Origin of the sequence: Salinibacterium sp. G-O1 (assembly GCF_030063305.1) — a bacterium.
GTDB lineage: Bacteria > Actinomycetota > Actinomycetes > Actinomycetales > Microbacteriaceae > Rhodoglobus.
The window spans coordinates 192,178-217,128 of sequence record NZ_JASISV010000002.1 but is presented as its reverse complement, the minus strand read 5'-3'; the positions used below and the strand labels follow the sequence as shown (position 1 = coordinate 217,128).

The following is a 24,951-nucleotide window of genomic DNA, read 5'->3' as shown; positions in this document are numbered from 1 at the left end:
CACTGTGGCCGTCCGTACTGGACGGTGGCGCAACAAGGCCGATGAGCGGATGTCGCTCGGCGACCATCTGCGGGAGCTCCGCAAGCGGCTCGTCATCTCGGCCGCCGCGATTCTCGTCGCCGCCATCGTCGGATTCTTACTCGCTCCGTTCGTCATCGACGCGCTACGGGTACCGATCAATCAGATCGCCGAGGACCGAAACGCCCAGATCATCTATACGACAGTCACGGGCGCCTTCGATCTGCGGATAGCGATCGCCATCACCATCGCCATCGTGATCGCCAGCCCCGTTTGGCTGTACCAAATCTTCGCGTTCATGGTTCCCGGCCTTACTGGCAAGGAGAAGAAGTACACCTTCGGGTTCTTCTTTTCCGCGGTACCGCTTTTCTTCGCCGGTGCCGCGGCTGGCTGGTATTTGTTCCCGCACATGGTGGAACTGCTGACGTCGTTCTCCTCGAATGAGGAGGCCACCTTTTTAGACGCGAAGGTCTACTACGACTTCGTCATCAAACTCGTGCTGGCCATCGGAATCGGCTTCGTTCTGCCGGTGTTCCTCGTGCTGCTCAATTTCGTCGGGGTACTCTCGGCTCAGATGATCCTCAAGGGCTGGCGCCTTGCCATCCTGGCGATCTGCATCTTCACGGCGATCGCGACACCGGCCGCCGACGTGATCTCGATGTTCCTGCTTGCCATACCGATGGTGGTGCTCTACTTCGCCGCGGCCCTCATAGCCTGGGTGCACGATCGCCGGGCCGCGCGCAAGGCGGCCGTGCTCGAGGCATCCCTCGCATAGCGTTCGCCTAGGCTGGAATCAATGAGCGAGACGTCTCCGGCCGAACGATACGCGGCTGCCAAGAAGAACCGCGAACTGCCCGTTCTTGGGGCCTTCAGGGCGGCGCAGCGCTTCGACCTCGATGAATATCAGGTAGCGGCGTGCGCCGTCGTCGAAAGCGGCAAGAGCGTGTTGGTCGCGGCCCCCACCGGTGCGGGAAAGACGATCATCGCCGAATTCGCCATCTACCGGGCGATGCAACAGGAGAGCGACAAGGTTTTCTACACAGCCCCGATGAAGGCGCTGAGCAACCAGAAATTTCAGGAGCTGCAGGCCGAATACGGGGAGGATGCCGTCGGCCTTCTTACGGGTGACACCAACATCAACTCGCACGCGCGCATCGTGGTCATGACCACCGAGGTGCTGCGCAACATGTCGTATGCAGACTCGGATCTACTCAAAAATCTCAGCTGCGTCGTCATGGACGAAGTGCATTTTCTCGCCGACCGCTTTCGCGGAGCAGTGTGGGAAGAGGTCATCATCCACCTCCCGCAGCACGTCACGATGGTGTCGCTCAGTGCGACGGTGTCGAATGCTGAAGAATTCGGTGACTGGTTGCAGGCCGTCCGGGGCGACACCGAGGTCATCGTCTCGGAAGAACGACCAGTGCCCCTCGACCAGCACATTCTGATGCGCACAAAACTGGTCGACCTGTTCGACAGTTCGGGGCTCGCGGCCACCCACAGGGTCAACCCGGAACTCACCCAGTTGGCGAAGTTCGGCGGGCGCCCCAACGGTTCCCGCCAATCGAAGGGTTCCGGTCGCACCTATTCGCGGAGCGGCCGTCCGGAATCACTGAGGATGGACCGGCCCGATGTGGTGAAGCTGCTCGACAGCAAGAACCTGCTGCCTGCCATCTTCTTCATCTTTTCCAGGGTCGGCTGCGACCAGGCCGTCGCGAAAGTGCTCCGCGCTGGCATCAGCGTGACGACCATCGAAGAGCGCAACGAGATCCGCGCCATCGTGGAGGAGCGTTGCCGTACCCTGCTCGACGAAGATCTCGGGGTTCTCGGCTACTGGGAGTGGCTCAGTGGTCTCGAACGTGGAGTCGCAGCGCACCATGCCGGGCTGTTGCCCGCGTTCAAAGAGGTGGTGGAAGAACTCTTCCAGAAGAAGCTGGTCAAGGTCGTCTTTGCGACAGAGACCCTGGCGCTTGGCATCAACATGCCAGCGCGAACCGTCGTGCTTGAGAAGTTGGAAAAATTCAACGGCGAGGCGCGAGTGCCGATCACCCCGGGGGAGTACACGCAGCTCACCGGCAGGGCCGGCCGCCGCGGTATCGACGTCGAGGGCCATTCCGTCATCCAGTGGGTCGACGGACTCGACCCGCAGGCCGTGGCATCCCTCGCGTCGCGGCGCACCTATCCGTTGAACTCCAGTTTCAAGCCCACCTACAACATGGCCGTGAACCTCATCGACCAGTTCGGGCGAGAGAGAACCCGCGAGATTCTCGAGTCCAGCTTCGCCCAATTCCAGGCAGACCGTGCCGTCGTCGAACTTGCCCGCAAGGTGCGATCGCAGGAGCAATCACTCGAAGGCTATGCGAAATCGATGAGCTGCCACGTGGGCGACTACACCGAATATTCGGGCATCCGGCGCGAACTGACCGACCTGGAGCGCAAGGGACAGTCACGCGCAGAGACTTCGAGCCGGGGCGAGCGCGATCGCCGTCAGCGGCAACTCACCGAGCTTCGTCGCCGGATGAAGCAGCATCCATGCCACGCGTGCCCTGAGCGCGAACAGCATGCCCGCTGGGCGGAGCGCTGGTGGAAGCTGAAGCGCGAGACCGACCAGCTGTCCAGCCAGATTCGCAGTCGTACCGGCGCCGTCGCCAAGGTCTTCGACCGGGTCACCGACGTGCTCTCCCACCTCGGATACCTGGCCACCAACGACGAGGGCGACCTCACCCTCAACGCGAATGGCCGGATGCTGCGGCGCATCTACGGGGAGCGAGACCTACTCGTGGCCGAGTCCCTGCGGCGCGGCTTCTGGAGCGACCTGGATCCGGCCTCCCTCGCTGCCATGGCCACCACCCTGGTCTACGAGCCGCGGCGCGAGGAAGGGCAGCTGGGCGACCGGCATCTGCCTCGGGGGCGGTTCCGCGAGGCGTTCGATCGCACCGGTCTGTTGTGGAGCGAGCTCGACGACCTCGAACGCTTCAACAGGCTGCCGGGAAGCCAGCCGCTGTCGGCCGGTCTCGCGCTGGCGATGTACCGGTGGGCGAGCGGCACCAGCCTCGATGCAGTCCTGCGAGAAGCAGACATGGCCGCTGGCGACTTCGTGCGCGTCACGAAACAGGTCATCGACCTTCTCGACCAGCTGTCGGTCGTGGCGGACGGCGACGTGGGACGCACCGCTCGCACGGCGCTCGATTCGATTCGCCGGGGGATCGTCGCCTACAGCTCGGTCGCCTGAGCGGCTGTGTCCTCGCTCACAGCTACACCCCTCTCGAAAGAAATAGGCTCTACCTTTGTGAGCATCAACCTGACGACGCGTCCCACCGTCGGGATCTTCACCTTCGAGGGCCTCAGGCCGGCGCCCCACACTCGCGCCGTGCTGCCACTGTGGGCGGCTCTGGTCGTTTCCGCGGCATCCGGACCGGTCATGGACGCCGGATTCCCCGACAAGGGATTCTGGCCCCTCACCTTCGTCGGAATCGGCCTCGTCCTGGTGAGCCTCATCGGCCGGCGCAATTCCAGCGCCCTGCTCGTCGGATTCGTCGCGAGCCTGGCGTTTTACCTCACCCAGATTTCCTGGGCATCGCTGTTCCTGGGGTTGCTCCCCATGGCCGCCCTGTCGGTTCTCGAGTCACTCTTCGCTGCCCTCGGCGGGCTGGCCATCACGATGGCATACCGGTGGATGCCACGAGCCTGGCCCGGCGTTCTGGGCAGGTTTGCGCTGCTTCCGGTCGCAGTCGCCGGCCTCTGGACTGGGCGTGAGGCCTGGGCGGCCGTGTGGCCGTACGGCGGATTCTCGTGGGGGAGAGCTGCGATGTCGCAGGCCGACAGTCCTTTCGCCCAGCTTTTCGGCTGGTTAGGGATGTCCGGAGTCAGCTTCGTGATGGTGTTGCTTGTCGCGGTCACCGTCGAAAGCCTCCGTGCGGTCGGGGCGCCCCGGATTGCCCGCGCCACAGTCCCGGTCGGTGTGGCGGCCGCTCTGCTGGTCGTCCCTGCATGGCAGGTTTCCACTGACGGCTCGCTGAGGGTCGCCGCTGTTCAGGGCGCAGGCAAGGCTGGCTATTTCGACGGTTCGACCGCCAACGAGCTTTTGCAGGCGCAACTCGATGCGACTGTGCCTATTTTCGGCGAACAGGTCGACGTTGTGTTGTGGCCGGAGGGCACCACCTACCTCGACCCGATCACCGACAGGTACACCGGGCAGGTTTTCGACTACGTCTCTGAACAGATGAACGCCCCTCTCATCGCGCAGGGTGTCACGAACAGCGGTGACAAGTACTTCAACACTGTGATGCTCTGGAAGTCCGGACAGGGCGCGCTCGACCTCTATAACAAGAAGCACCCGGTGCCCTTTGGCGAATATGTGCCCGATCGGGCGTTCTGGCGACCATTCGCACCAGACCTCATCGACCTCATCGGGCGGGAATACACTCCCGGTACGACCGACATGGTCTTCGATGTCGACGGTGTGACGGTCGGGGTGAATATCTGTTTCGATATCGTCGACGACCAACTTCTCACAGACTCGGTCGACGAGGGTGCCAGGGTGATTTTCGCATCATCGAACAATGCGGACTTCGGCAGGACCGATGAGAGCGCCCAGCAGTTGGCGATCGCTCGCATCAGGGCAATGGAGCTTGGTCGCAGCGTCGTCAATATTTCGACGGTGGGGCTCAGCGCCGTGATCGCCCCCGACGGTTCTATCGTCCAGCAACTGCCGTGGTACACACCAGGCAGCATGGTGCAGGATGTCTCGTTGAGCAGCACGATAACTCCCGCTGTCACCCTCGGTCGCGAACTGGAATGGTTCGTCTCCGCCCTCGGCCTGGCGAGCATCGCCATTGCCGGATTTACCGTCAGGAGACGACGTGGCTGACACCCTCATCATCGTGCCCACCTACAACGAAATCGACGGCCTCGAGCGAATCATGGCCCGGATTCGCTCCGCCGTTCCCGATGCCGACGTGCTCATCGTTGATGATTCGAGCCCGGACGGCACCGGCGAGCTCGGCGATCGGCTTGCCGCAGCCGACCCCGCTATCCGGGTGCTTCATCGGGCCGGCAAAGACGGGCTGGGGCAGGCCTACCTGGCTGGATTCGAGGTGGCCAGGAGCGGGGGCTACCTGTTCGTGGTGGAGATGGATGCCGACGGATCCCACGACCCCGAATCGCTACCCGCCATGATCGCGCTGGCCGCGGATGGCGCCGACCTCGTGATCGGCTCACGCTGGGTCGACGGGGGATCGGTCGTCAACTGGCCGAGGATGCGAAAAGCCATTTCCCGCACCGGCAACTGGTACTCAGGCGTCATGCTGAGATCGCGGATCCGAGACATCACCGCCGGATTCCGGGTATTTAGGGCGGGCGCGCTTCGGGACCTCGACCTTCACGCCATCTCGTCACAGGGCTACTGCTTCCAGGTGGAGATGGCCTGGCGGCTGGAGCGAACCGGTCACCGGATAGCAGAACACCCCATCACCTTCGTTGAGCGGGAGACAGGGCAGTCGAAAATGCACACCGGTATCGTCGTTGAGGCTTTGCTCAGGGTCACCGCGTGGGGGATAGCGGCGACCCTGAGACCTCAGAAGAAGGGCAATCCCGACAGATCGGGAGCCGGATCGAACTAATCAGGCAGCGCTACTACGCGCCGACCTTCTGCTGGCCTTTACGCGAGCGAAGGTAGTCGAGGCGTTCCTGCAGGAGCTCTTCAAGCTCGGCACGGGTGCGGCGCTCAAGGAGCATGTCCCAGTGGCTTCGTGGAACTTTCGTCTCAGTTTCATCGAGAACGACGGGCTCGCCGTCATCCGTCAGGAGCACGCCCTCAAGACCCGACTTAGGGGATTCCCACTGCTGCGGAACCTCCGCATCAGCGGAGAAGATCACCTCGAAGGTGGTGCCATCAGCAGCACGGTAAACACTTTTCTTTCGCGGGGAAAATTCCACGCCCTCTTCGCTCTGTAGGCTCTGAGTGCCAAGTCTCATCCCGCGTAAACTTCGATCTGCCATCGTGTGGCCTCCTTCAAATTTCGCGGTCGTTACAGGTATAAACCCACAAGCTGGACATAAGCTTTCAAGCGCACGCCACTTCCCAGCCGGTTCACAGGAAAGTTTCGGTTTATGAGGAAACTTCGGACGCCTCGATCCCGCTCAGGAGCGTTGCTGGACGACCTCGAGCGCCAGGTCAGCGCGGTCAGTGATGAGGCCGTCAACGCCGAGATCCAGTAGTTCGCTCATCCGGGCTGGCTCGTTCACGGTCCACACGTGCACCTCGACACCGGCCGCATGAAAGTTCCGGATCATCGCGGGGGTGGCGATGGCGATGCCCGCCGCTTTCTCGGGCACCTGGACTGCCACCAGCCCCCGCAGGGCCAATCGCGCCGCTGGGGTGATGCCGAGACGCGTAGCCAGCAGGGCGGGCGCGAGACGGCGAGCCGATGCCGAGGATGCCACCCCGGGCAGCCCGCGAACAACCGCTCTGCGGCGGCGCTCGTCGAACGACGTCACCAAAACTCGCTTGGTGGCACCCACACTGAGCACCGCGTCAATGGTGGGGGAGACCGCATCGGCCGACTTCACGTCGATGTTGAACCGTGTGCCGGGGAACGCATCGAGGGCGCGGGCAAGGGTGCAGAACGCCTGTCCATGACCCAGTTCGACCTTTTCCAGTTCGGCCAGGGTGAGTTGGTCGACCCTGCGGTCGCTCCCAGCGACTCGCGTGAGGTCCGGATCGTGAGCGATCACCGCAATGCCGTCGGCGCTGGCGTGCACATCGGTCTCGATATAACTGACCCCGGCGGCCACCGCCCGCGCGAAAGCCAGGAGGGTGTTCTCCGGCGCATCCACCGCGAGTCCCCGGTGCGCGAACACGCGGGGGCCAGCGGGGGAGAGGTAGGCAGACGCAGCGTGCGATGGACTCACTACGGGGTGGGCGGAGTCGGTCCGCGGCCGGCTGCGCCACCGAGGAACCCGGCGCTGATGCCCTTGAGCGCCTCAGTGAGTTCGGAGGGGATGATCCACATCTTGTTGGAGTCACCCTCGGCGAGTTTCGGAAGAGTTTGGAGGTACTGGTAGGCAAGCAGGTCTGCTGTCGGCTCTCCGCGGTGGATGGCACCGAAGACCGTTGTGATGGCCTCACCATCACCCTTCGCGCGGAGCACCGCAGCCTGGGCGTAGCCCTCAGCCTCGAGGATGCTCGCCTGACGCGACCCCTCCGCCTGCAGGATCGCGGCCTGCTTGGTGCCCTCCGCGGTGAGGATCTGCGCTCGACGGTCGCGCTCGGCTCGCATCTGCTTTTCCATCGAATCCTGGATGGAGACGGGCGGATCGATCGCCTTCAGTTCAACCCGGCCGACGCGGATGCCCCATTTGCCCGTGGACTCGTCGAGCACGACACGCAGCTGGCCGTTGATGTTGTCTCGCGAGGTGAGGGCCTCTTCGAGGTTCAGGCCACCGACGACGTTACGCAGCGTCGTGGTGGTCAACTGCTCGACGGCACTGAGGTAGCTGGCGATCTCATAGGTGGCGGCACGCGCATCCGTGACCTGGAAGAAGACGACAGTGTCGATGGAGACCACGAGGTTGTCTTCGGTGATCACCGGCTGAGGGGGAAATGAGACAACCTGCTCACGCATGTCGATGAGCGGCCTGACACGGTCAATAAAGGGAACGAGGATGTTCAGGCCGGGGTTGAGCGTCTTGTGATACTTCCCGAGGCGCTCGACAACGCCAGCGCTCGCCTGCGGGATGATGCGGATTGCGCGGAACAGCACGACGATCACAAAGATCGCGACGATCGCAAGCAGGATGATCACGAACAGTTGCCCGATGAATCCTTCCGGGTTAATCATCTGAGGTCCCTTCCTCGAGGGCGGGGCCCTCCGTTGGTACAACAAGCGGAACAACTTCGGCTATCGCGCCGTCGATTTTGGTAACGGTCACCCTGTTTCCTTCGAGCAAGGCGGCCGGAGCCGCCGTAGGAGCGATGCGTGCCGTCCACAGCTCGCCGTTGTCGAGCTTCACGGAGCCGGCGCCCTCGACAAAGTCGCGCATGACGCGAGCGCCCTGGCCGTAGAGAGCCGCGACGTTTGAGGGAGTGTTGTCGGCTCCCTTGTGAAGGGTCAGCAAGAGGAGGGGTCGGATGGTGAAGATCAGCAGGGCCGAGAGCACCGCGGCGAGTCCGATTTGCACCCACCACGGCCATCCGAGGAGGTTGGCCCCCAGGCCACCGATCAGCGTGCCCGCTGCAATCATCAGGAAGGTGAACTCGAGCGTGAGTAGCTCAATCACGACAAACAGCACGACGAGCGAGAGCCACAGGATCCACAGATATTGCGTCAGGTCCACCAACATGCCGCCGGGCTCCTCACGTCACTTCGGGCTTCCACGCCTACGCCCCTGACGCTATCACTCAGCTTCGCCGTGCGCAGGGAGTTGGCGCTACAGTCGTAGCGTGACCAGCTCCGAATCCAGCAACCCACTCGCCCCTCATTCACTCGACGGAAAGCGAATCCTCGTAACGGGATCGTCGCGCGGAATTGGAGCAGACACCGTCACCTACTTCGCTGAAGCAGGCGCACGCGTCGTGATCAACTTCCGCAATAAAGAAGCCAGGGCGCTGAAGCTTGTGGCGAAACTGGAGGAGGGGGGCGCCGAGGCGATCGCCATCGGCGCCGACCTGACCGACCCTGCCTCCGTGGCATCCATGGCTGAACAGATTCGCGCTGCGTACGGCGAGCTCGACGTTCTCGTTCTCAATGCCTCTGGCGGCATGGAAAGCGGCATGTCGGAGGATTACGCGATGAAGCTGAATCGCGACGCTCAGGTCGACTTCCTGGCCGCGATGATGCCCCTGCTCCACAGCGGATCGCGCATCGTCTTTGTGACCAGCCATCAGGCGCACTTCATCAAGACCGTAGAAACGATGCCAGAGTACCTGCCTGTCGCACTCAGCAAGAGGGCGGGAGAGGATGCGCTGCGCGACCTCATCCCGACGCTCGACGACGCCGGAATCGAATTCGTTGTCGTCTCCGGCGACATGATCGAGGGCACCATCACCGCCACGCTGCTTCAGCGCGCGAACCCGGGCGCTATCGAGGCTCGCAAAGAGGCCGCCGGCCGTCTGTACAACGTCAGCGAGTTCGCCGCCGAGGTGGCTGCTGCCGCCGTCGAGCCCGTCCCGGAGAACCACACCCGCTACGTAGGGGATGTCTCCGACTTTCTGGACGCCTGACAGCGTGACGGTATCTGGAGTGAACCGGCTCACCAGCCGGGTGCTCCTGTTCGATCGCGATGGTCGAATCCTGATGTTTCTCACGACGGCACCAGACACGAGCGGAGTCGCTCGCTGGCTGACACCGGGTGGCGGGGTCGATGCGGGGGAGACCCATCATCAGGCCGCCGTGCGTGAGCTCGAGGAGGAGACGGGACTCCTCATCGAGAACCTCGGGGAGCCCGTCTGGGCACATGATTTCGACGTGCAATGGGATGCCGCCGACCACGATACGGGTCACGCCGAGTTCTACGCGGCGACGGTCGATGCGTTCTCGCCGTCCGATGCACTGTGGACCGACGAGGAACGAGTCGATGTGCTCGCACACCGCTGGTGGACGCTGGAAGAACTCGCGACGACGACCGAACCGTACGAGCCGAGCGAACTCATCGATGTCCTGACGAAGCTGACGCCGTGATCGTTCGTAGCACGATTGTGATCACCTTCCACTAATTCATGTGCAATCCTGCACAGGTGACAGTGAACCTTTCGGCAAGCGGAGCCACCGCAGACGATCTGCTCGTGCTGCTCGCCGTGGCGAGGTCTGGCCGGTACACCACCGCCGCCCGCCAGCTCGGAGTGACGCACACGACGATTGCGCGAAGAATCAGCGCGCTCGAGCGCGCCCTTGGCGGGCGCGTACTCGTACGCGGGACCGCAGGGTGGCAGCTCACGCCGCTCGGCGGGCACGCGGCCGCCGCGGGGGAGCACGTCGAGTCTGCGCTGTCCCAACTCGACGGGGATGGCGCCGAACTCCGGGGCGCCATCAGGCTCTCCGCGACCGACGGGTTCAGTGCCTACATCGCGGCACCGGCGATGGCCGCACTGAGGCGCCGGCATCCGGGCATCTCGCTGCAAATTGTCACCAAGACACGGCATGCGTCTCTGCATCGTTCCGGGGTCGACCTCGAGGTCGTCGTGGGACGACCCGAGGTCAGAAACGCGAAAGCGGTGCGCCTCGCCGACTACGCGCTGGGTCTCTACGCGTCCCGCGAATTCCTCGCCGGGCACGGCACGCCCGGCACCTTTGACGAGCTCGCTGGAGCACCGCTGGTCTACTTCATCGAGTCGATGCTGCAAGTCGACGCCCTCGATGACGCGAGGCAGGGAATTCCGGACATGATCGACGCCGTCACAAGCACGAACGTTTTTGTCCACGTGGAAGCAACCCTCGCCGGCGCGGGCTTCGGCCTGCTTCCCTGCTTCCTGGCCGACCGCGAGACCAACCTGGTTCGCGTGCTGCCTGACCAGGTCGAGCAGCGCCTGCCGTACTGGTTGATCGCCCCCAGCGAGGTGCATGCACTGCCCGTTGTGGCGGCCTATCTTGACGCGCTGCGCGAGAGGCTCGACGAGGTGAGGCCGACGCTGCTCGGTGAGGCGCGAGCCTCCGCCCGAGCACGCCAGGTCAACGCCTAGAGACCGAGGTGCACCAGAAGCTCGCCTTCGCGACGCTGGAATTCGGAGTTGTCGAGGCTCTCGACCACCCGGCCCTCCGCCAGAATGTAGTGCCGATCGGCCACCGTCGCAGCGAACTTGACGTTCTGCTCAACAAGCAGGATTGAGGTACCCGACGCTTTCGCCTCGCGAATGATGTGTCCGATCTGCTGCACGATGACCGGCGCCAGACCTTCGCTTGGCTCGTCGAGCAGCAACAACTTCGCGCCGCTGCGAAGCACCCGCGCGATGGCGAGCATCTGCTGCTCGCCGCCCGACAGTTGGGTTCCCATAGATGACCGGCGATTCCGCAAAGCGGGGAATGCCTCGAAGATCCTGTCGAGCGACCACGCCTCCTTGCTGACGACCGGGGGGAGCGTGAGGTTCTCGAACACCGTCAGCGTCGAGTAGATTCCGCGATCATCCGGAACCCAGCCGATGCCGGCCTTTGCCCGGCGGTCCGGGCTGAGTTGTTCGACTCGCGCACCGTCGAACGTGATGGCGCCCACACTGTCGCGATGTAGTCCCATCGCGCAGCGCAAAAGCGTGGTCTTGCCCGCGCCATTTCGGCCGACAAGCGTGACGACCTCCCCGCGCCCGACCGTGAGAGAGACGTCGTGCAAAGCGGCCGCCTCACCGTAGTGTGCGGAGAGACCCGAAATTTCAAACATTCGCCTGCCCTAAATATGCGGTGATGACCTTCTCGTCATTGCGTACCTCGTCGTAGCTTCCCTCGACCAGGATCGCGCCCTGCTGGAGCACGGTAACCCGGTCGGCGAGGGTGCCGACGACGTGCATGTTGTGGTCGACGAACACGACAGTGCGCCCGGCCGAGATCCTGTCGACTAGCTCGATCGTGCGCTCGACATCTTCGATGCCCATGCCCGCCGTCGGTTCATCGAGCAGAAGCAGCTGCGGGTCGAGGGCCAGAGCGAGTGCGAGTTCAACGGCACGCTTCTGCCCGTAGGCGAAGTGGCCCACCTCACGGTCGGCAAGACTCGCCATGCCGACCTGGTCAAGCAGGTCCATCGCCCGGTCGCGGAAGCGAGCCAGTCGCTTCTCCGATCGCCAGAACTGGAAGCCCACGCCGGTAGGGCTTCCCAGCGCCAGCTCGAGATGCTGGAGCGCAGTGAGCTTCTCGAACAGGCTCGTGATCTGGAACGAGCGAGCGATTCCCAGATGCGCGATGTTTTCGGGCTGCATCCCGGTGATGTCTCGGCCGTCGAAGGTGATGGTTCCACCGCTGGGCTTGAGGAACCCGGACAGCAGGTTGAACAGGGTGGTCTTTCCTGCTCCGTTCGGTCCGACGAGGGCGTGAATAGTCCCTCGTTTCACCGACAGGTCTACTGCGTCTACCGCGGTAAAGTCGCGGAACGTCTTCGTGAGGCCCTTGGCGTGCAGGATTACATCGCCAGCGGCCGACGTGTCATCGGGGTGCATGATTGCCTTCCTCGTCGTGTGCGGTATTGGTCGCGGTCACCGAGTCCGGGGCAGCAAGCCGATCTGCGCGCCCGAATCGCGGCATCCCGCGCCCGCCCGTCCTTGCCCGATCAACGAATGCCAGGATGGTCCCCAGAATGCCCTTACGGAACAGGACTACGCAGACGATGAAGATCAGTCCCGTGACGATGCCGATTCCCTCGAAGCCGGCAGACGCGAGGTAGTCCTCGAGCAACACGATGATCGCTGCGCCGATCGGACCACCCCAGAGAGTTCCGATCCCGCCGAGGACGGTCATCAGGACGACCTTTCCGGAGGTGGTCCAGTCGACCTCCTGAAGGGAGACGAATCCGTGGCTCACCGCGTAGACACCACCGGCGAGACCGGCAAGCCCGGCCGACAGGACAAAGGCGATGAGCTTGTAGCGCTCAACGTCATAGCCCAGCGCCCGGACGCGCTCTGGATTATCCCGAATGCCTGACAGCACACGCCCGAAGGGGGAGTGGACAATGCGCCAGGCGGCCAGGGCGCCGAGTACGACAATCGGGATGGCTGCGTAGTAGAAGAAGAACGACTCCTTCTCGACCGCTTCGATCCCGAAGAATGTCTTCGGCACTCCCTGCAGTCCGTTCTCACCACCCGTGATCACGCTCAGTTGATTCGCAATGAAGTAGATCATCTGCCCGAAGGCGAGTGTCACCATCGCGAAATAGATGCCAGAGCGGCGGACCGACAGCATCCCGATCGGTACAGCGAGGACCATCGCCCCGAGCGCACCGATCAGGATGGCGACCGGAAAAGGCACACCGGTATTCACCGCCACCCACCCGGTCAGGTACGCCGAGCTGCCCCAATAGGCAGCATGCCCGAATGACAGAACACCGCCAAAACCGAGGAGCAGGTCAATGGACATGGCGAACAGCGCCCAGGCGGCGATGTCCATGGCGATCGGGGGATACACGACCCATGGGAGCACCAGCAGCGCCACGAACGCGATGGTGGGCCACATGATGAGTCGAGCGACCCGCCAGCGTGATCGAGGCGTCGGCGCGAGGGGGAAGGTTCGAACCGCCGACGAAGGGGAGGTGGTCATGCCGACTCCTTCCTTCCGAACAGGCCCGCCGGTCGAACCAGAATCACGACGGCCATGAGCACGAAAATGATGATCTGGGAGAAGGTGCTCGCGTAGCCCTGACCGTACGCCTCGACAAGGCCGACCAGGAAGCCCGCCACCACCGAGCCGAGAATGGAACCCAGCCCGCCAATCACGACGATCGCGAACAGGATGATGATGAAGCTCGACCCCATCGTGGCGGTGATGGCGCGGAACGGAGCCGCGAGAACGCCTGCGATTCCTGCGAGAGCGACACCGAAGCCAAACACGGGCGTCACCCAGAGGCCGACGTTGATTCCGAGAGCGCGAGCCCTTTCGGGTTCTTCTGTCGCCGCGCGCACGATGACTCCTACGCGAGTCTTAGCGAGCAGCAACCACACTCCCAGACAGACCAGCACCGAGAAGACGAAGACGAATACCTGATAGACCGGCAGCTGAACGGCACCTATCCGGATGAGTCCCTCGAGGCCGGGTGGCTGCCCGTACGGCAGGCCTGACACGCCGTACCGGATCTTGATGACGTCGACCAGGACCAGCGAGATCCCGAAGGTCAGCAGGAACGAATAGAGGTTGTCAAGACCGAGCAGCCACTGCACGAGCAGCCGCTCGATGATTATTCCGAAGCCAAACAGAATGACGGGAACGAGCACGAGCGCGACCCAGAAATTGATGCCAGCGACGTCCAGCAGCACGGCGGTAAGCACCGCACCGAGCATGTAGAACGCCCCATGCGCGAAGTTGACTACGTTGAGCGCTCCGAAGATGACGGCCAGCCCCAGCGCGGCAAGGGCATAGAAGCCGCCAGCCGCGAGGCCTTGGGCTGTGTATTGGATAAACGCGTCCATAATCGCGAGGTCACTTCCTGATGAGCGGGACGGGTCCCGCCCCGCTCACCATTGAGGGGGATAAGTCGACTAGCTGGAGAAGAAACTACATCGTGCAGGCGGAGTTCACCGGCGAGAATGCTTCCTCTGCGGGGATCGTCGAGATGATCTCCTCGTAGTCCCACGCCTCGGCGACATCAGCGGCCGGCTTCACCCGGGCGACATAGGAGTCGTGCACCACGCTGTGGTCGCTGCGCACCTCGCCGTTGCGAAGGAACAGGTCCTCGAGCTTGGCGCCTTCCAGCTCTGCAATGACCGCGTCGGCGTCGTCGGTTCCGGCCCGTTGGATCGCTTCGAGGTACTGGAATGCTGCCGAGTAGTTGCCCGCGTGGGCGAACGTCGGACGCGCGTCGGTGAGCTGCAGGAAGCGGTCGGCGAACTCACGGTTCTGCTCGTCGTAGTCCCAGTACCACGCGTCGGTGAACGTGGTGCCCTGGAACTCTTCGACGCCGAGAGAGTTGATGTCGGTGATGAACATCAGACCGACCGCCAGGGCGGCCTGATCCTGCATCCCCGCCTGGTTGTACTGCTTGACGAAGTTGATCAGGTCGCCACCCGCCGCCATGATGCCAATCACGTCCGGGTTCTGAGCGGCCGCGCGAGTGATGAACGTCGAGAAGTTGTCGTTCGGGAACGGCGTGGCGATGCTCTCCAGAACCGTTCCGCCCGCGCCCTCGATGGACGCGGTGAAGGATGCGTTCATGCCCTGGCCGAATGCGTAGTCGGGGTAAATGATGACCCACGACTCTCCGCCGTTGTCAACGACCCCGCTCGCGCCCTTGGCGAGCATCTCCGTGTTGTACGCCCAGTGGAAGGTGTACGGGTTGCAGGCGGCGCCGGTGAGTTCCATCGTGGCTGCGCCGACATCGATGAACAGTCGCTTCTTCGCCGCGGCAACCTCTGCGACGGCTAATGCCGCAGACGAGGTCGGAACGTCGAGGATGATGTCAGCGCCACGGCGGTCGTACATCTGCTGCGCCTGCGTGTTGGCGACATCCGGCTTGTTCTGGTGGTCCGAGGTGATGATCTCAATGTCCGTTGCGACTGCCTCATCGCCGTACTTGGCCTCATAGTCGGCGATGGCGAGCTCAACGGCGACACGGCTGTTCGGTCCGGAGAGGTCGCGGTACACGCCGGACTGGTCATTGAGGATTCCGATGACGACTTTGCCGTCGCTGAGTGCTGATCCGTCTTGTGCGGGCGGTCCGCCTGCACAGCCGGCCAGCATCGCCGCCGAGACGAATGTTACGGCGATCATAGGCACGGTTCTACTTTTCACAATTACTCCTTTGTGTTTGTGATGCGGTTGGTGCAGGGGAGGGAGTCGAAATTCAGATGCTCGGGTCACCAGACCCGCGACTGGGGGGGGAGAGGTGACCGCATTCTGCTGCGCGACTCATCACAAGGTATGTGAGAAGAATGCTCCACACCATCGTGGCGGCTGTGCAATTTTGCACACATGGTTGGCGAGTTTTAACGATGCGGTGGTCAGGTCCAGACGCAGTCGCGAGGTGGCAAGAGCTCCAAAACTGACAGATGGTTCAGGTTTCAGGCGGAAGTGGGCGGGTTCGCACCCGGACTTGAGACGCTGCAGAATTGATCGAGCGCATCGCTCGCGCCACAGGGAGAAGATTTAATGACACATAACGTTCCCGCATACACCGCGGCCGACCTTGAATATCTCAACTCCATGCAGTTTCCTCGCATGACCAATGACGATGCCGTTGCGTTGGGGCTGATCGCCGTTGACGTCATTCGGCAGTGGGACCTGGCGCTTGCGGTCGACATCGTCCTGGGCGACGATTTGGTGTTCAGGGCGAAGTTCAAATCGACAGATGCCGGAAACGATCCTTGGCTCGCCGGCAAGGCCGCCACGGCCGTGCGATTCGGTGAGCCGTCGCTTCTAGTAAAACTTCGTCACCTTGAGGCGGGCACGCCGTTTGCCGAACGAACGGATATCGATCACGACATCTACAAGGCGCATGGTGGATCCATTCCGCTGCGTGTCGGCGGCGCCGTTGTGGGGACGATCACGATGTCGGGCGAACCCGACGCCATCGATCACGAGGCCGCGGCAGAGGCCCTGGCGCGGTATGGAGCAAGCATCAGCCCCAAGGGCTAAGCATGCCGATCGATCCCAGCCGCTAGTGGCGGGGGTCAGATCCAAGCGTCATGAGAAGTTCACCAATCTGGTGGTTATGTTCCAGGGGATGCCGAAGCGGTAACTCCGGGTAGAGCTGGTAGCGGTTGCGACGTCCGTCGCGCTCTCGTGTGAGGTAACCGTCGGCGACGAGTTCGGCAATGATGCGCTGGGCGGCACGTTCGGTGATGCCTACCGCCTCCGCGATGTCCCGCAGCCGCATTCCCGGATCCTTCGAGACGCACAGCAATACGTGCGCGTGGTTGGTGAGAAACGTCCAGTCGGCCATCTCGCAATCATAGTTGACACACGTTATGGAATACACGCTATGCTTAGCGCGTATTCTGTAGCACGCATTATTTAGCACGTATTGCAGCGCGTGCATTGAGGGTGCACTCGTCAATGGGGTCGGGGTTCACCTTCTCACCACGGGCTGTTTCGAACAAGAGAGCCACCACGTGATCGATCCCATCATCCTTTTCTTCCTGCTCGGAGCGGTCGCCGGGCTGCTGCGGTCGGAGTTGCGCCTCCCGGCGGCCGTCTACGAATTCGTCAGCATCGTGCTGTTGCTCGCGATCGGCCTCAAGGGCGGCGTCGAACTCGCGAAGCAGCCGTTCCTCAGCCTGTTGCCGCACATGCTGGTCGTCATCGCTATGGGCTTCGTGCTCACGCTGGTTGCTTTCCCCGTGCTTAGGTATCTGGGCCGCTTCAAGCGTGCGGATGCGGCCTCCATCGCCGCACACTACGGCTCGGTAAGCGTCGGAACATTCGCCGTGGTGGTTGCCTACCTCGGCAGCCGCCAGATCGCGTTCGAAGAACACATGCCGCTGCTCCTGGTCATGCTGGAGGTGCCAGCCATCCTGGTGGGAATCGTGCTCGCTCGAGGCCTCTCGCGCGAGACGCGCTGGAAGTCCGTGGCGCACGAGGTATTCCTGGGCAAGGGGATCGTCCTGCTGCTCGGGGGACTGCTCATCGGCTGGGCGGCGGGGCCGGAAGGGCTGAAACCGATCGAACCGCTGTTCTTCGATCTCTTCAAGGGATTCCTCGCAGTGTTTCTGCTGGAGATGGGGCTGATCACCGCGAAACAATTGGGCAGCCTTCGCCTCTATGGACCGTTCCTCATCGGGTTTGGAATTGTGATGCCGCTGTTTTCGGCACTGGTGGGAGTCGGGCTCGGGTGGGCCATGGGCCTGTCCGTCGGGGGGACGGCGATCCTCGCGACGCTGGCGGCCAGCGCTTCGTACATCGCGGTACCGGCGGCGATGCGCATCTCCGTGCCCGAGGCCAATCCCACACTGTCACTATCAGCGGCGCTCGGAATCACGTTCCCATTCAATGTGCTGCTCGGCATCCCGATCTACTACGCGCTCGCCGAGTGGGCACATACATTCGCGAGAGGATGAGACACATGCACAGCCATACCCGCAAGCTCCTGACCGTTATCACCGAAGCAGCACTCGAGGGCACACTCGTCCGCGATCTGGATCGGTTGAATGCGCACGGATACACCATCACCGACGCGCGCGGCAAAGGGAATCGAGGCGTGCGAGATGCCGGCTGGGAGGCGAGCGGCAATATCCGCGTCGAGGTTGTGTGTGACGCCGAGACGGCCACGGCAATCGCCGCCTATTTACGGGAGCATTACTACGACGACTACGCCATGATCCTGTTTATGAGCGACATCGCCGTGCTTCGCCCGGAGAAGTTCTGAACCCCATCCGGTGCAAATCACCTGGATAACCGCACAACTGCAGTCGAAGGACGATAGGAAGGCCAAAAGTGCTCGACGTCACTGCGCTCCGCTGGACGCTCACCATCGGACTCATTCTCGGATTGCTTGCTCTCGACCTGGGCCTGGCCACCGCGCGACCGCACGTTGTCAAGTTCCGCGAGGCGGCAATCTCATCGGTGCTCTACATCGCGGTCGCGATCGTGTTCGGCCTGGTTTTCGCCGCGCAAGTGGGCTGGGACTTCGGGGCGGAATACTTCGCGGGCTATATCGTCGAGAAGAGCCTGTCCATCGACAACCTCTTCGTCTTCGTGATAATCATGTCGACCTTCGCCGTGCCGGAGAAGTACCAGCAGAAGGTCCTCATCTTCGGAATAGCGATGGCCCTGGTCCTGCGGGCGATTTTCATCGCCCTGGGCGCCGCATTGCTCTCGCTGTTCTCGTTTATGTTCCTGATCTTCGGTCTGGTGTTGATCGTGACGGCCGTCCAGCTTTTCCGGCATCGAAACGTCGACCCCGACGTGCACGACAACGTACTGGTCCGGGTAGCCAGACGTGCACTAACGGTCACAAAGGAGTACGAGGGCGGGCGAATGTTTACGCGCGCCGTCGGCCGCCGGGCGGTGACGCCGCTTTTCATCGTGCTCCTGGCAATCGGCAGCACCGACCTGCTATTCGCACTCGACTCAATTCCGGCGATTTTCGGCATCACCGATGAGCCGTACATCGTCTTTACCGCCAACGCCTTCGCCCTGCTCGGGCTGCGGGCGCTGTTCTTCCTCGTCAAGGGACTGCTGGACAGGCTGGTGTATCTCTCTACCGGCCTGGCGCTCATTCTGGCTTTTATCGGCGTGAAACTCGTCCTGCATTGGGGGCATGGACTGGACGACAACGTGCCAGAGATCAGCACCAACGTCAGTCTTCTCGTCATCGGCGTGGTTTTGACAGTGACGACGATCGCCAGTCTGATCAAAGTTCGCCTAAACCCCACAGCTCGCGCACACGCTGGCTCGCTCACGGGAGATGGCGCAGCCGACTCCGAACGGACGAGTTGACAGTCTCGTCGAGAGCGTAAATTCCCGCTTCAATCGGGGCTACGCAACATCCGATAATGCACATTATGTCAAGTAACTGATATTCAGCTCCTATCGCCCAGGGAAATCAGGCGTGAGACGCTCCCCGCTCGGTTGGCTGGCTGGTTGGCTGGCGGGCTGGCGGGCTGGCGGGCTCCAGCAAAATCCTCAATTCGACGATCTTGATATGTGTACGATGTCTACATAGGGTTGGTCCATGTCCAGCGCACCTGTCGATGTCATCTTTTTCCACGGCGCCGGAGCCGGAGCTCGCGAGGCGGATGAAAAACTCGCCGAGAATCTCGCACGACATCTGGGCGACGGATTTTCGGTTACGTTGCCCTACCTGCCCGAAGACGAGGATTCCGGCGATGATCTGTGGCTCGAGGCCATCGGCGCCGCGATTTCTCGTGCGTCACGTCCGGCGGTCCTCGTCGGACACTCCGCCGGCGGTTACATGCTGCTCAAGCAGCTCGCACTGCGGCGCCACACCACCGAGATAGCCGGGATCTGCATCATCGCTGCGCCGTTCCCCGGGAGTGACCAGGACTGGACCTTCGACGGTTTCGAACTGCCCACAGACCTCGACGAGCGACTCCCGCCTGATGCGCCGATCATTTTTTACGCCAGCGAAGATGATGAGATCGTTCCGTTTGCACATCGTGACCTTTTCGCCGCGGCCATTCCCCGGGCCGAAGTTCGCACCACCGCGGGCGGGCACCAACTGGGAGACGACCTTCGCGCTGTCGCTGACGATATTCGCGGCCTGACGGCGACCACAGTGTGACTTTTACGCCGAGTTGGATCGGCAGAGACCGTGTCGACGCAACGAGTCCTCCAGCTGCTCGATGGTGGGTTGAGCCAGCCATTCGCCGTCCACGTAGACGATGGGGAATTTGAGTGCACAGCGTGCCGCCCGCCCGCAGAGGCTCTCGGCCTCGGGGTGCGGCCCGACGTGGACGAACTGATATGAAACGCCCGCACGCTCGAGAACTCGGCGGACGCGGTGTCCCCTGCGGCTCCACCACCGTGAGTAGATCGTGACTGGAGTGGTAGAACGTGCGGGGACAGCGATAGAAGGAAGGCGGATGCCCGCCTGGACCGCGATTGTCATTCGGAATGCTCCCTCTCCCCCGGTCCCCCGCCCGGAGCCTCCTGCCGGGCTCCGGGCGCTTCGTTCCTCATTCCTCCGGAGGTGATCGCACCCTCGCGTCAGATGCCGGCTTGCCTGAGCAGTCAGCACTCCCGCTCCACCGAGACTCGTCAGTCGTCACCGGGACACAAGGTCGCTGCCACGGGCGCGGGATGGTCCCAACGACGAGTGAATGACCAAACCCGGAGGCGTTCATGATGTCCAAAAACTCACTCTCGAGCCACGCCCTGTCATCGAGGATGAGTTCCACAGACGCAAATGGGGCGCTCTGGTCGGGCTCGACGAGTGCGCTGAGCAGCATCATCCTGATCACCTCCTTGGAGCGTCCCAGCTACGAGCTGATGCTCTTTTCGTTCTCTCTGTAGTCGGCCTCGTCTCGGCGCGCAATGCTGATCTTTCGAGGCTTCGCCCGTTCGGCGATCGGGATCCGCAGTCGGAGCACGCCGGCCGTGTATTCGGCGTCGACGTTCTCGGTATCCAGCGCATCACCGAGCACCAGCTGACGGCTGAAGACACCCCAGGAGCGTTCAGTCGCGACAGCATTCGCGGCATCAGGCATGCGGCTCAGCCGCTCGGCACGAATCGTCAGTACGTTGCGTTCCACGTCGATGTCGAGCTTGTCCTGGTCAATTCCGGGCAAGTCGAGCTCGACGACGAACTCGTCACCCTCCCGCCACGCATCCAGCTGCATGCCAGTCGGCCTGGCTGCGGTTCCGAACACCTGCTGCGTGAGCCGGTCGAGGTCGCGGAACGGGTCATGTTGCAACAGCATTTTTTGATCTCCTCCAATTCACTTGTTCGAACCGTCGACACATCTGTGTCAACTGGTATAGGTTTTATACCTCCGCTGCGGCAGGTAATGCAAGTCGATTTTGAAAATTTAAGGAGGAAAAATGAACGGGATTTCTCCGGGCAGCCGAGGGCTGTATGGCATCACTGTCGCTGCGGAAATGGCCGGCGTGGGCGAACAAACCCTGCGCCTCTACGAACGACGGGGGCTGCTCACCCCGCTACGCACGGCAGGTGGAACTCGCCGCTACAGCGACGATGATGTGACCGTGCTGATCCGCGTGGTCGAGCTGCTCGCCGAAGGTTTAAACCTCGCCGGTGTTGGTCGCGTGCTTGCCCTTGAGGCAAGCAACCGGCAGCTGCGCGCGCATTTGGCGCGGTTAATCGACGCCGACCGCGAGCCACACAATTAGGATCGGCTCATGAATGCGAAAACAGAAGGATTCTCCGCAGAAGAGCGCGCAGCCATGAAGGAACGTGCGCGCGAACTCAAAGCCAACGCCAGTAAGGAGGAAGCAGCCAACGAGGTCCTCGCCAAAATCGCCGAGCTTTCTGATACTGATCGGCCGATCGCCGAGCGACTCCACGAACTCATCACGGGCAGCGCTCCGAGCCTCTCCCCCAAGACCTGGTATGGAATGCCGGCCTACGCGAACGCGGACGGCAAGATCGTGTGCTTCTTTCAGGGCGCTGAGAAATTCAAGACCCGGTATGCGACCCTCGGTTTCAGCGACCAGGCAAATTTGGATGACGGCGACCTGTGGCCGACCTCCTATGCCATCAATGCTCTGACTTCCGCTACCGAGAAGCGGATTATCGCCCTGGTGACACAAGCGGTCGACGGCCTCAAGTAGCGCGGACGACGGTGAGAGCACTGTGATCACCCCCGACTCCCGCTGTCCTTGCCTCTCGGGGCTCCCCTTCGGCGAGTGCTGTGGCCCTGCCCACTCGGGCCACTCCCCCGCATCCACCGCAGAACGGCTCATGCGATCACGATTCAGTGCGTTCGCGGTGGGTGACGTCAACTACCTGCTGGCAACGTGGCATCCATCAACGAGACCCGTCGAGTTGGCCCTTGATGCCGACATCCGCTGGACCCGGCTCGACATCCTCGGCCGCAGCCGCGGAGGAATGCTCGACACTGAGGGGACCGTCGAGTTCATTGCCCACTTCCGATCAGAGTCGGGGTCAGGCTCCCAGCACGAGATCAGCCGCTTCGTGCGCGAATCAGGGGCTTGGAGCTATGTCGCGGGTGTGGTCGAGTAGGGTGCGGTGAACATGCCGAGCGAAGGAGCTGAAGCGATGTCAGACGACCCCCAGTACGTGATCTCGATCGACCAGGGCACGACAAGCAGCCGGGCGATCATCTTCGACCACAGCGGGTCGGTGGTCTCGACCGGCCAGCTGGAACACCGCCAGATCTTCCCACACGCTGGATGGGTCGAACACGACCCCAAGGCGCTCTGGGACAACACACGCGAGGTGATCGGCCAGGCGTTGAGCAAGGCCAACCTGACCCGCCATGACATCGCGGCGGTGGGCATCACGAACCAGCGCGAGACGACGGTTGTCTGGGATCGCGCGACCGGCGAGGCCGTCTACAACGCGATTGTGTGGCAAGACACCCGCACGCAGTCCATCATCGACGGCATCGCCGATGGGGACCCAGACCGGCTGAAAGAGAAGACCGGCCTCCCCCTCGCCACCTATTTTTCGGCAAGCAAGATCGTCTGGATCCTCGACAACGTCGACGGGGCCCGGCAGCGCGCGGAGGCCGGCGAACTTGCGTTCGGAACGACAGACACCTGGGTGCTGTGGAACCTCACCGGAGGCAAGAACGGCGGCGTTCACGTGACGGATGTCACCAACGCGAGCCGCACCCTGCTCATGGATCTCGAGACCCTCGCCTGGGACAGCGAGCTGCTTGACCTGTTCGGGATCCCCGCATCGATGCTCCCGGAGATCCGCAGCTCGTCGGAGGTGTACGGCACGGTGGAGCCATCGAGCCTGCTGCGCGAGGTGCCCGTGGCCGGAATTCTCGGCGATCAGCAGGCCGCCACGTTCGGGCAGGCTGCCTTCGATAAGGGCGAATCCAAGAACACCTACGGCACCGGCAACTTCCTCATCGTCAACACCGGGGAGGAGATCGTGCGCTCCGACAACGGGCTGATCACCACCGTTGCGTATCAGCTGGGAACCGAAGCGCCACGGTATGCGCTCGAAGGTTCCATCGCGGTGACCGGATCGCTCGTTCAGTGGTTGCGTGACAATCTCGGGATCATCTCCACCTCCGAGGAGGTGGAGTCGTTGGCCGCCAGCGTTGACGACAATGGCGGTGTCTATTTCGTGCCGGCGTTCTCCGGGCTTTTCGCGCCACATTGGCGCCCGGATGCCCGTGGCGCCATTCTCGGACTCACCAGGTTCGCGAACCGGGGTCACATCGCGCGTGCCGCCCTCGAGGCGACCGCCTTCCAGACGCGTGAGGTACTCGACGCGGTGAATGCCGACTTCGGAGTCGATATCGCCGAGCTCAAGGTCGACGGCGGAATGGTGGCGAACGGCGCGCTGATGCAGTTTCAGGCTGACCTGCTGGATATTCCGGTCATCCGACCGGTCGTCGCCGAAACGACTGCGCTCGGTGCCGCCTACGCTGCCGGGCTCGCCGTCGGCTTCTGGAGCGACCGTGACGAGCTGCGCTCAAACTGGCAGGAGGGCGAGCGCTGGGAGCCCAATATGGACGCCGACGAACGCGCCAGGATCATGCGCAACTGGTCGAAAGCCGTCAGCAAGACTCTCGACTGGGTCGATGGGGACGTGCTCTGACCCGTTCAGCGGACCTAGCGATGGGTAGCGGCAGCCCAGTCGGCTAGTTTCTGCTCGGCCTGCCCTGAATCAACCACGGCGGCCGCCCGCTCGTATTGCTGCGCGAGTCTGCCCAGAATCGGCTGGTGCAACTGCTCGGGGTTCTGCGCAAGGTCGAACGCGACGAGACCTGCGGCAGCATTGAGCAGCACGATGTCGCGGACTGGCCCGGTCTCCCCCGCAAGCACTCCCCTGGCCACGCCGGCATTGTGCTGTGGGTCTGCCCCCAGCAATGACCGGATGTCTGCTCGCGCAATCCCAAGGTCAGCGGGATCGAGATCGTATTCACTGACAAAACCTCGGGAAACCTCCCAGATGTGGCTGTGCCCCGTGGTGGTGAGCTTGTCGATGCCGTCATCACCGCGGTAGACCAGAGCCGTTGCGCCCCGCGACCGGAACACTCCGACGACCAGGGGCACGCGCTCGAGCGACGCAACACCCACCGCAGACGCTTCCGGACGCGCTGGGTTGCAGAGCGGCCCGAGGATGTTGAACAGCGTCGAAATTCCCAGCTCTTTTCGGGTCGGCCCCGCGTGCCGAAACCCCGGGTGGAAGAGCGCCGCGAAGGCGAAAGTGATGCCCGTCTCCCCCAGAACCTCGGCCACCCTCGCTGGCTGGATGTCGAGATTCACGCCGAGCGCCGAGAGCACATCGGATGCCCCTGACGCCGAACTGGCGCCGCGATTGCCGTGTTTCACGACGGGGACGCCCGCCGCAGCCGCAATAACCGAGGCGACAGAGGAAATGTTAAGGACGGCCCCATATGGGTCACCGCCCGTGCCCACGATGTCGAGAACCATGGAGTCGACGTCCAGCGGAAGCGCCTTCGACAGCACGGCGTCCCTGAATCCGACGATTTCGTCGACAGTTTCACCCTTGATCCGAAGCGAGACGAGAAGCCCGGCGAGTTGGGCGGATGTCGCCTCCCCCGCCATCACGCTGTGCATGGCCCATTCGGCGTCGCTGATGGAGAGGTCATCGCCGTCGACCAGAGAAGTGAGGATACCGGGCCATGTTCGCTCGCGTGACATGGTCAAATCCTAACGATCCGGTCGC

At 62.8% G+C, this 24,951-nt stretch carries 28 protein-coding genes; 16 read left to right on the top strand and 12 right to left on the bottom strand.

Annotated features, from left to right (window positions below; genetic code table 11):
* The first annotated feature begins 4 nt into the window (after positions 1 to 4).
* Genes tatC through QMG83_RS07375 form a run of 4 tightly spaced genes read left to right on the top strand, consistent with a single transcriptional unit; the run spans position 5 to position 5,636 of the window.
* Complete coding sequence (tatC, locus tag QMG83_RS07390) at positions 5 to 793, top strand: twin-arginine translocase subunit TatC (RefSeq protein WP_502949012.1); 789 nt, start codon at positions 5 to 7, stop codon at positions 791 to 793.
* Between the two features lie 21 nt (positions 794 to 814).
* Positions 815 to 3,247: a DEAD/DEAH box helicase gene (locus tag QMG83_RS07385; protein WP_283504740.1), complete on the top strand. Its 2,433-nt coding sequence runs from the start codon at positions 815 to 817 to the stop codon at positions 3,245 to 3,247.
* A 57-nt stretch (positions 3,248 to 3,304) separates the two neighbouring features.
* The gene (gene lnt / locus QMG83_RS07380; RefSeq protein ID WP_283504739.1) at positions 3,305 to 4,885 is read left to right on the top strand and encodes an apolipoprotein N-acyltransferase; all 1,581 of its coding nucleotides are present in this window, start codon (positions 3,305 to 3,307) and stop codon (positions 4,883 to 4,885) included.
* On the top strand, positions 4,878 to 5,636 hold the full coding sequence (locus QMG83_RS07375; RefSeq protein WP_283504738.1) for a polyprenol monophosphomannose synthase: 759 nt from the start codon (positions 4,878 to 4,880) through the stop codon (positions 5,634 to 5,636). Before lnt ends, QMG83_RS07375 begins: the two co-directional genes overlap by 8 nt.
* Before the next feature lie 13 nt (positions 5,637 to 5,649).
* Here QMG83_RS07375 and QMG83_RS07370 read toward each other — a convergent pair whose 3' ends face one another.
* From QMG83_RS07370 to QMG83_RS07355, 4 genes are all read right to left on the bottom strand, one after another.
* Entirely contained in the window at positions 5,650 to 6,015 is a 366-nt protein-coding gene (locus QMG83_RS07370; protein ID WP_283504737.1) for an RNA polymerase-binding protein RbpA, read from the bottom strand.
* Positions 6,016 to 6,156: 141 nt separating this feature from the next.
* Positions 6,157 to 6,927, bottom strand: coding sequence for a glycerophosphodiester phosphodiesterase family protein (locus QMG83_RS07365; protein ID WP_283504736.1), 771 nt, complete (start codon positions 6,925 to 6,927; stop codon positions 6,157 to 6,159).
* Positions 6,927 to 7,856: an SPFH domain-containing protein gene (locus QMG83_RS07360; RefSeq protein ID WP_283504735.1), complete on the bottom strand. Its 930-nt coding sequence runs from the start codon at positions 7,854 to 7,856 to the stop codon at positions 6,927 to 6,929. Before QMG83_RS07360 ends, QMG83_RS07365 begins: the two co-directional genes overlap by 1 nt.
* The gene (locus tag QMG83_RS07355; protein ID WP_283504734.1) at positions 7,849 to 8,358 is read right to left on the bottom strand and encodes an NfeD family protein; all 510 of its coding nucleotides are present in this window, start codon (positions 8,356 to 8,358) and stop codon (positions 7,849 to 7,851) included. The genes QMG83_RS07360 and QMG83_RS07355 overlap by 8 nt, the downstream gene beginning before the upstream one ends.
* A gap of 100 nt (positions 8,359 to 8,458) precedes the next feature.
* Between QMG83_RS07355 and QMG83_RS07350 the strand changes: the two genes are divergently transcribed.
* From QMG83_RS07350 to QMG83_RS07340, 3 genes are read left to right on the top strand one after another with little or no spacing between them, the layout of a single operon-like run.
* Complete coding sequence (locus tag QMG83_RS07350) at positions 8,459 to 9,238, top strand: SDR family oxidoreductase (RefSeq protein WP_283504733.1); 780 nt, start codon at positions 8,459 to 8,461, stop codon at positions 9,236 to 9,238.
* A gap of 4 nt (positions 9,239 to 9,242) precedes the next feature.
* Positions 9,243 to 9,695 (top strand): NUDIX hydrolase, encoded by a 453-nt coding sequence (locus tag QMG83_RS07345; protein ID WP_283504732.1) that lies wholly within the window; start codon positions 9,243 to 9,245, stop codon positions 9,693 to 9,695.
* Positions 9,696 to 9,751: 56 nt separating this feature from the next.
* A complete protein-coding gene (locus QMG83_RS07340) occupies positions 9,752 to 10,693 on the top strand; it encodes a LysR family transcriptional regulator (protein WP_283504731.1) in 942 nt (313 codons plus the stop codon).
* Here QMG83_RS07340 and QMG83_RS07335 read toward each other — a convergent pair.
* From QMG83_RS07335 to QMG83_RS07315, 5 genes are all read right to left on the bottom strand, one after another.
* Positions 10,690 to 11,382: an ABC transporter ATP-binding protein gene (locus QMG83_RS07335; protein WP_283504730.1), complete on the bottom strand. Its 693-nt coding sequence runs from the start codon at positions 11,380 to 11,382 to the stop codon at positions 10,690 to 10,692. The two genes, QMG83_RS07340 and QMG83_RS07335, sit on opposite strands and share 4 nt — an antisense overlap.
* Positions 11,375 to 12,151, bottom strand: coding sequence for an ABC transporter ATP-binding protein (locus QMG83_RS07330; protein WP_283504729.1), 777 nt, complete (start codon positions 12,149 to 12,151; stop codon positions 11,375 to 11,377). Before QMG83_RS07330 ends, QMG83_RS07335 begins: the two co-directional genes overlap by 8 nt.
* Positions 12,138 to 13,244, bottom strand: a complete 1,107-nt coding sequence (locus QMG83_RS07325) for a branched-chain amino acid ABC transporter permease (RefSeq protein WP_283504728.1) — start codon at positions 13,242 to 13,244, stop codon at positions 12,138 to 12,140. Before QMG83_RS07325 ends, QMG83_RS07330 begins: the two co-directional genes overlap by 14 nt.
* The gene (locus QMG83_RS07320) at positions 13,241 to 14,110 is read right to left on the bottom strand and encodes a branched-chain amino acid ABC transporter permease (RefSeq protein ID WP_283504727.1); all 870 of its coding nucleotides are present in this window, start codon (positions 14,108 to 14,110) and stop codon (positions 13,241 to 13,243) included. The genes QMG83_RS07325 and QMG83_RS07320 overlap by 4 nt, the downstream gene beginning before the upstream one ends.
* An 85-nt stretch (positions 14,111 to 14,195) precedes the next feature.
* Positions 14,196 to 15,407: an ABC transporter substrate-binding protein gene (locus QMG83_RS07315; protein WP_283504726.1), complete on the bottom strand. Its 1,212-nt coding sequence runs from the start codon at positions 15,405 to 15,407 to the stop codon at positions 14,196 to 14,198.
* A 378-nt stretch (positions 15,408 to 15,785) separates the two neighbouring features.
* Here QMG83_RS07315 and QMG83_RS07310 point away from each other — a divergent pair, with 378 nt between their 5' ends.
* Positions 15,786 to 16,271, top strand: coding sequence for a heme-degrading domain-containing protein (locus QMG83_RS07310; RefSeq protein WP_283504725.1), 486 nt, complete (start codon positions 15,786 to 15,788; stop codon positions 16,269 to 16,271).
* Between the two features lie 22 nt (positions 16,272 to 16,293).
* Here the strand turns inward: QMG83_RS07310 and QMG83_RS07305 are convergent, their stop codons facing one another.
* Entirely contained in the window at positions 16,294 to 16,578 is a 285-nt protein-coding gene (locus QMG83_RS07305) for a helix-turn-helix transcriptional regulator (RefSeq protein WP_283504724.1), read from the bottom strand.
* Positions 16,579 to 16,747: 169 nt separating this feature from the next.
* On the opposite strand from QMG83_RS07305, the gene QMG83_RS07300 reads away from it, so the two are divergent.
* The 4 genes from QMG83_RS07300 to QMG83_RS07285 all read left to right on the top strand — a co-directional run bounded on the left by QMG83_RS07300 (position 16,748) and on the right by QMG83_RS07285 (position 19,878).
* Entirely contained in the window at positions 16,748 to 17,692 is a 945-nt protein-coding gene (locus QMG83_RS07300; protein WP_283504723.1) for a sodium-dependent bicarbonate transport family permease, read from the top strand.
* Positions 17,693 to 17,697: 5 nt separating this feature from the next.
* Positions 17,698 to 18,000 carry a P-II family nitrogen regulator gene (locus tag QMG83_RS07295; RefSeq protein WP_283504722.1) on the top strand — a complete coding sequence of 101 codons (303 nt, stop codon included), beginning with the start codon at positions 17,698 to 17,700 and terminating at the stop codon, positions 17,998 to 18,000.
* Between the two features lie 68 nt (positions 18,001 to 18,068).
* Positions 18,069 to 19,073: a TerC/Alx family metal homeostasis membrane protein gene (locus tag QMG83_RS07290; protein WP_283504721.1), complete on the top strand. Its 1,005-nt coding sequence runs from the start codon at positions 18,069 to 18,071 to the stop codon at positions 19,071 to 19,073.
* Between the two features lie 235 nt (positions 19,074 to 19,308).
* On the top strand, positions 19,309 to 19,878 hold the full coding sequence (locus QMG83_RS07285; protein ID WP_283504720.1) for an alpha/beta hydrolase: 570 nt from the start codon (positions 19,309 to 19,311) through the stop codon (positions 19,876 to 19,878).
* Positions 19,879 to 20,575: 697 nt separating this feature from the next.
* On the opposite strand, the gene QMG83_RS07280 is transcribed toward QMG83_RS07285, so the two are convergent.
* The gene (locus QMG83_RS07280) at positions 20,576 to 21,016 is read right to left on the bottom strand and encodes an Hsp20/alpha crystallin family protein (protein WP_283504719.1); all 441 of its coding nucleotides are present in this window, start codon (positions 21,014 to 21,016) and stop codon (positions 20,576 to 20,578) included.
* A 121-nt stretch (positions 21,017 to 21,137) separates the two neighbouring features.
* Here QMG83_RS07280 and QMG83_RS07275 point away from each other — a divergent pair, with 121 nt between their 5' ends.
* From QMG83_RS07275 to glpK, 4 genes are read left to right on the top strand one after another with little or no spacing between them, the layout of a single operon-like run.
* Positions 21,138 to 21,446: a MerR family transcriptional regulator gene (locus QMG83_RS07275; protein ID WP_283504718.1), complete on the top strand. Its 309-nt coding sequence runs from the start codon at positions 21,138 to 21,140 to the stop codon at positions 21,444 to 21,446.
* Positions 21,447 to 21,455: 9 nt separating this feature from the next.
* The gene (locus tag QMG83_RS07270) at positions 21,456 to 21,887 is read left to right on the top strand and encodes an iron chaperone (protein WP_283504717.1); all 432 of its coding nucleotides are present in this window, start codon (positions 21,456 to 21,458) and stop codon (positions 21,885 to 21,887) included.
* 22 nt (positions 21,888 to 21,909) lie between these two features.
* Complete coding sequence (locus QMG83_RS07265) at positions 21,910 to 22,299, top strand: YchJ family protein (protein WP_283504716.1); 390 nt, start codon at positions 21,910 to 21,912, stop codon at positions 22,297 to 22,299.
* A gap of 36 nt (positions 22,300 to 22,335) precedes the next feature.
* Positions 22,336 to 23,856 carry a glycerol kinase GlpK gene (glpK, locus tag QMG83_RS07260; RefSeq protein ID WP_283504715.1) on the top strand — a complete coding sequence of 507 codons (1,521 nt, stop codon included), beginning with the start codon at positions 22,336 to 22,338 and terminating at the stop codon, positions 23,854 to 23,856.
* A gap of 14 nt (positions 23,857 to 23,870) precedes the next feature.
* Here the strand turns inward: glpK and trpD are convergent, their stop codons facing one another.
* Positions 23,871 to 24,926 (bottom strand): anthranilate phosphoribosyltransferase, encoded by a 1,056-nt coding sequence (gene trpD / locus QMG83_RS07255; RefSeq protein ID WP_283504714.1) that lies wholly within the window; start codon positions 24,924 to 24,926, stop codon positions 23,871 to 23,873.
* Between the last annotated feature and the right edge of the window lie 25 nt (positions 24,927 to 24,951).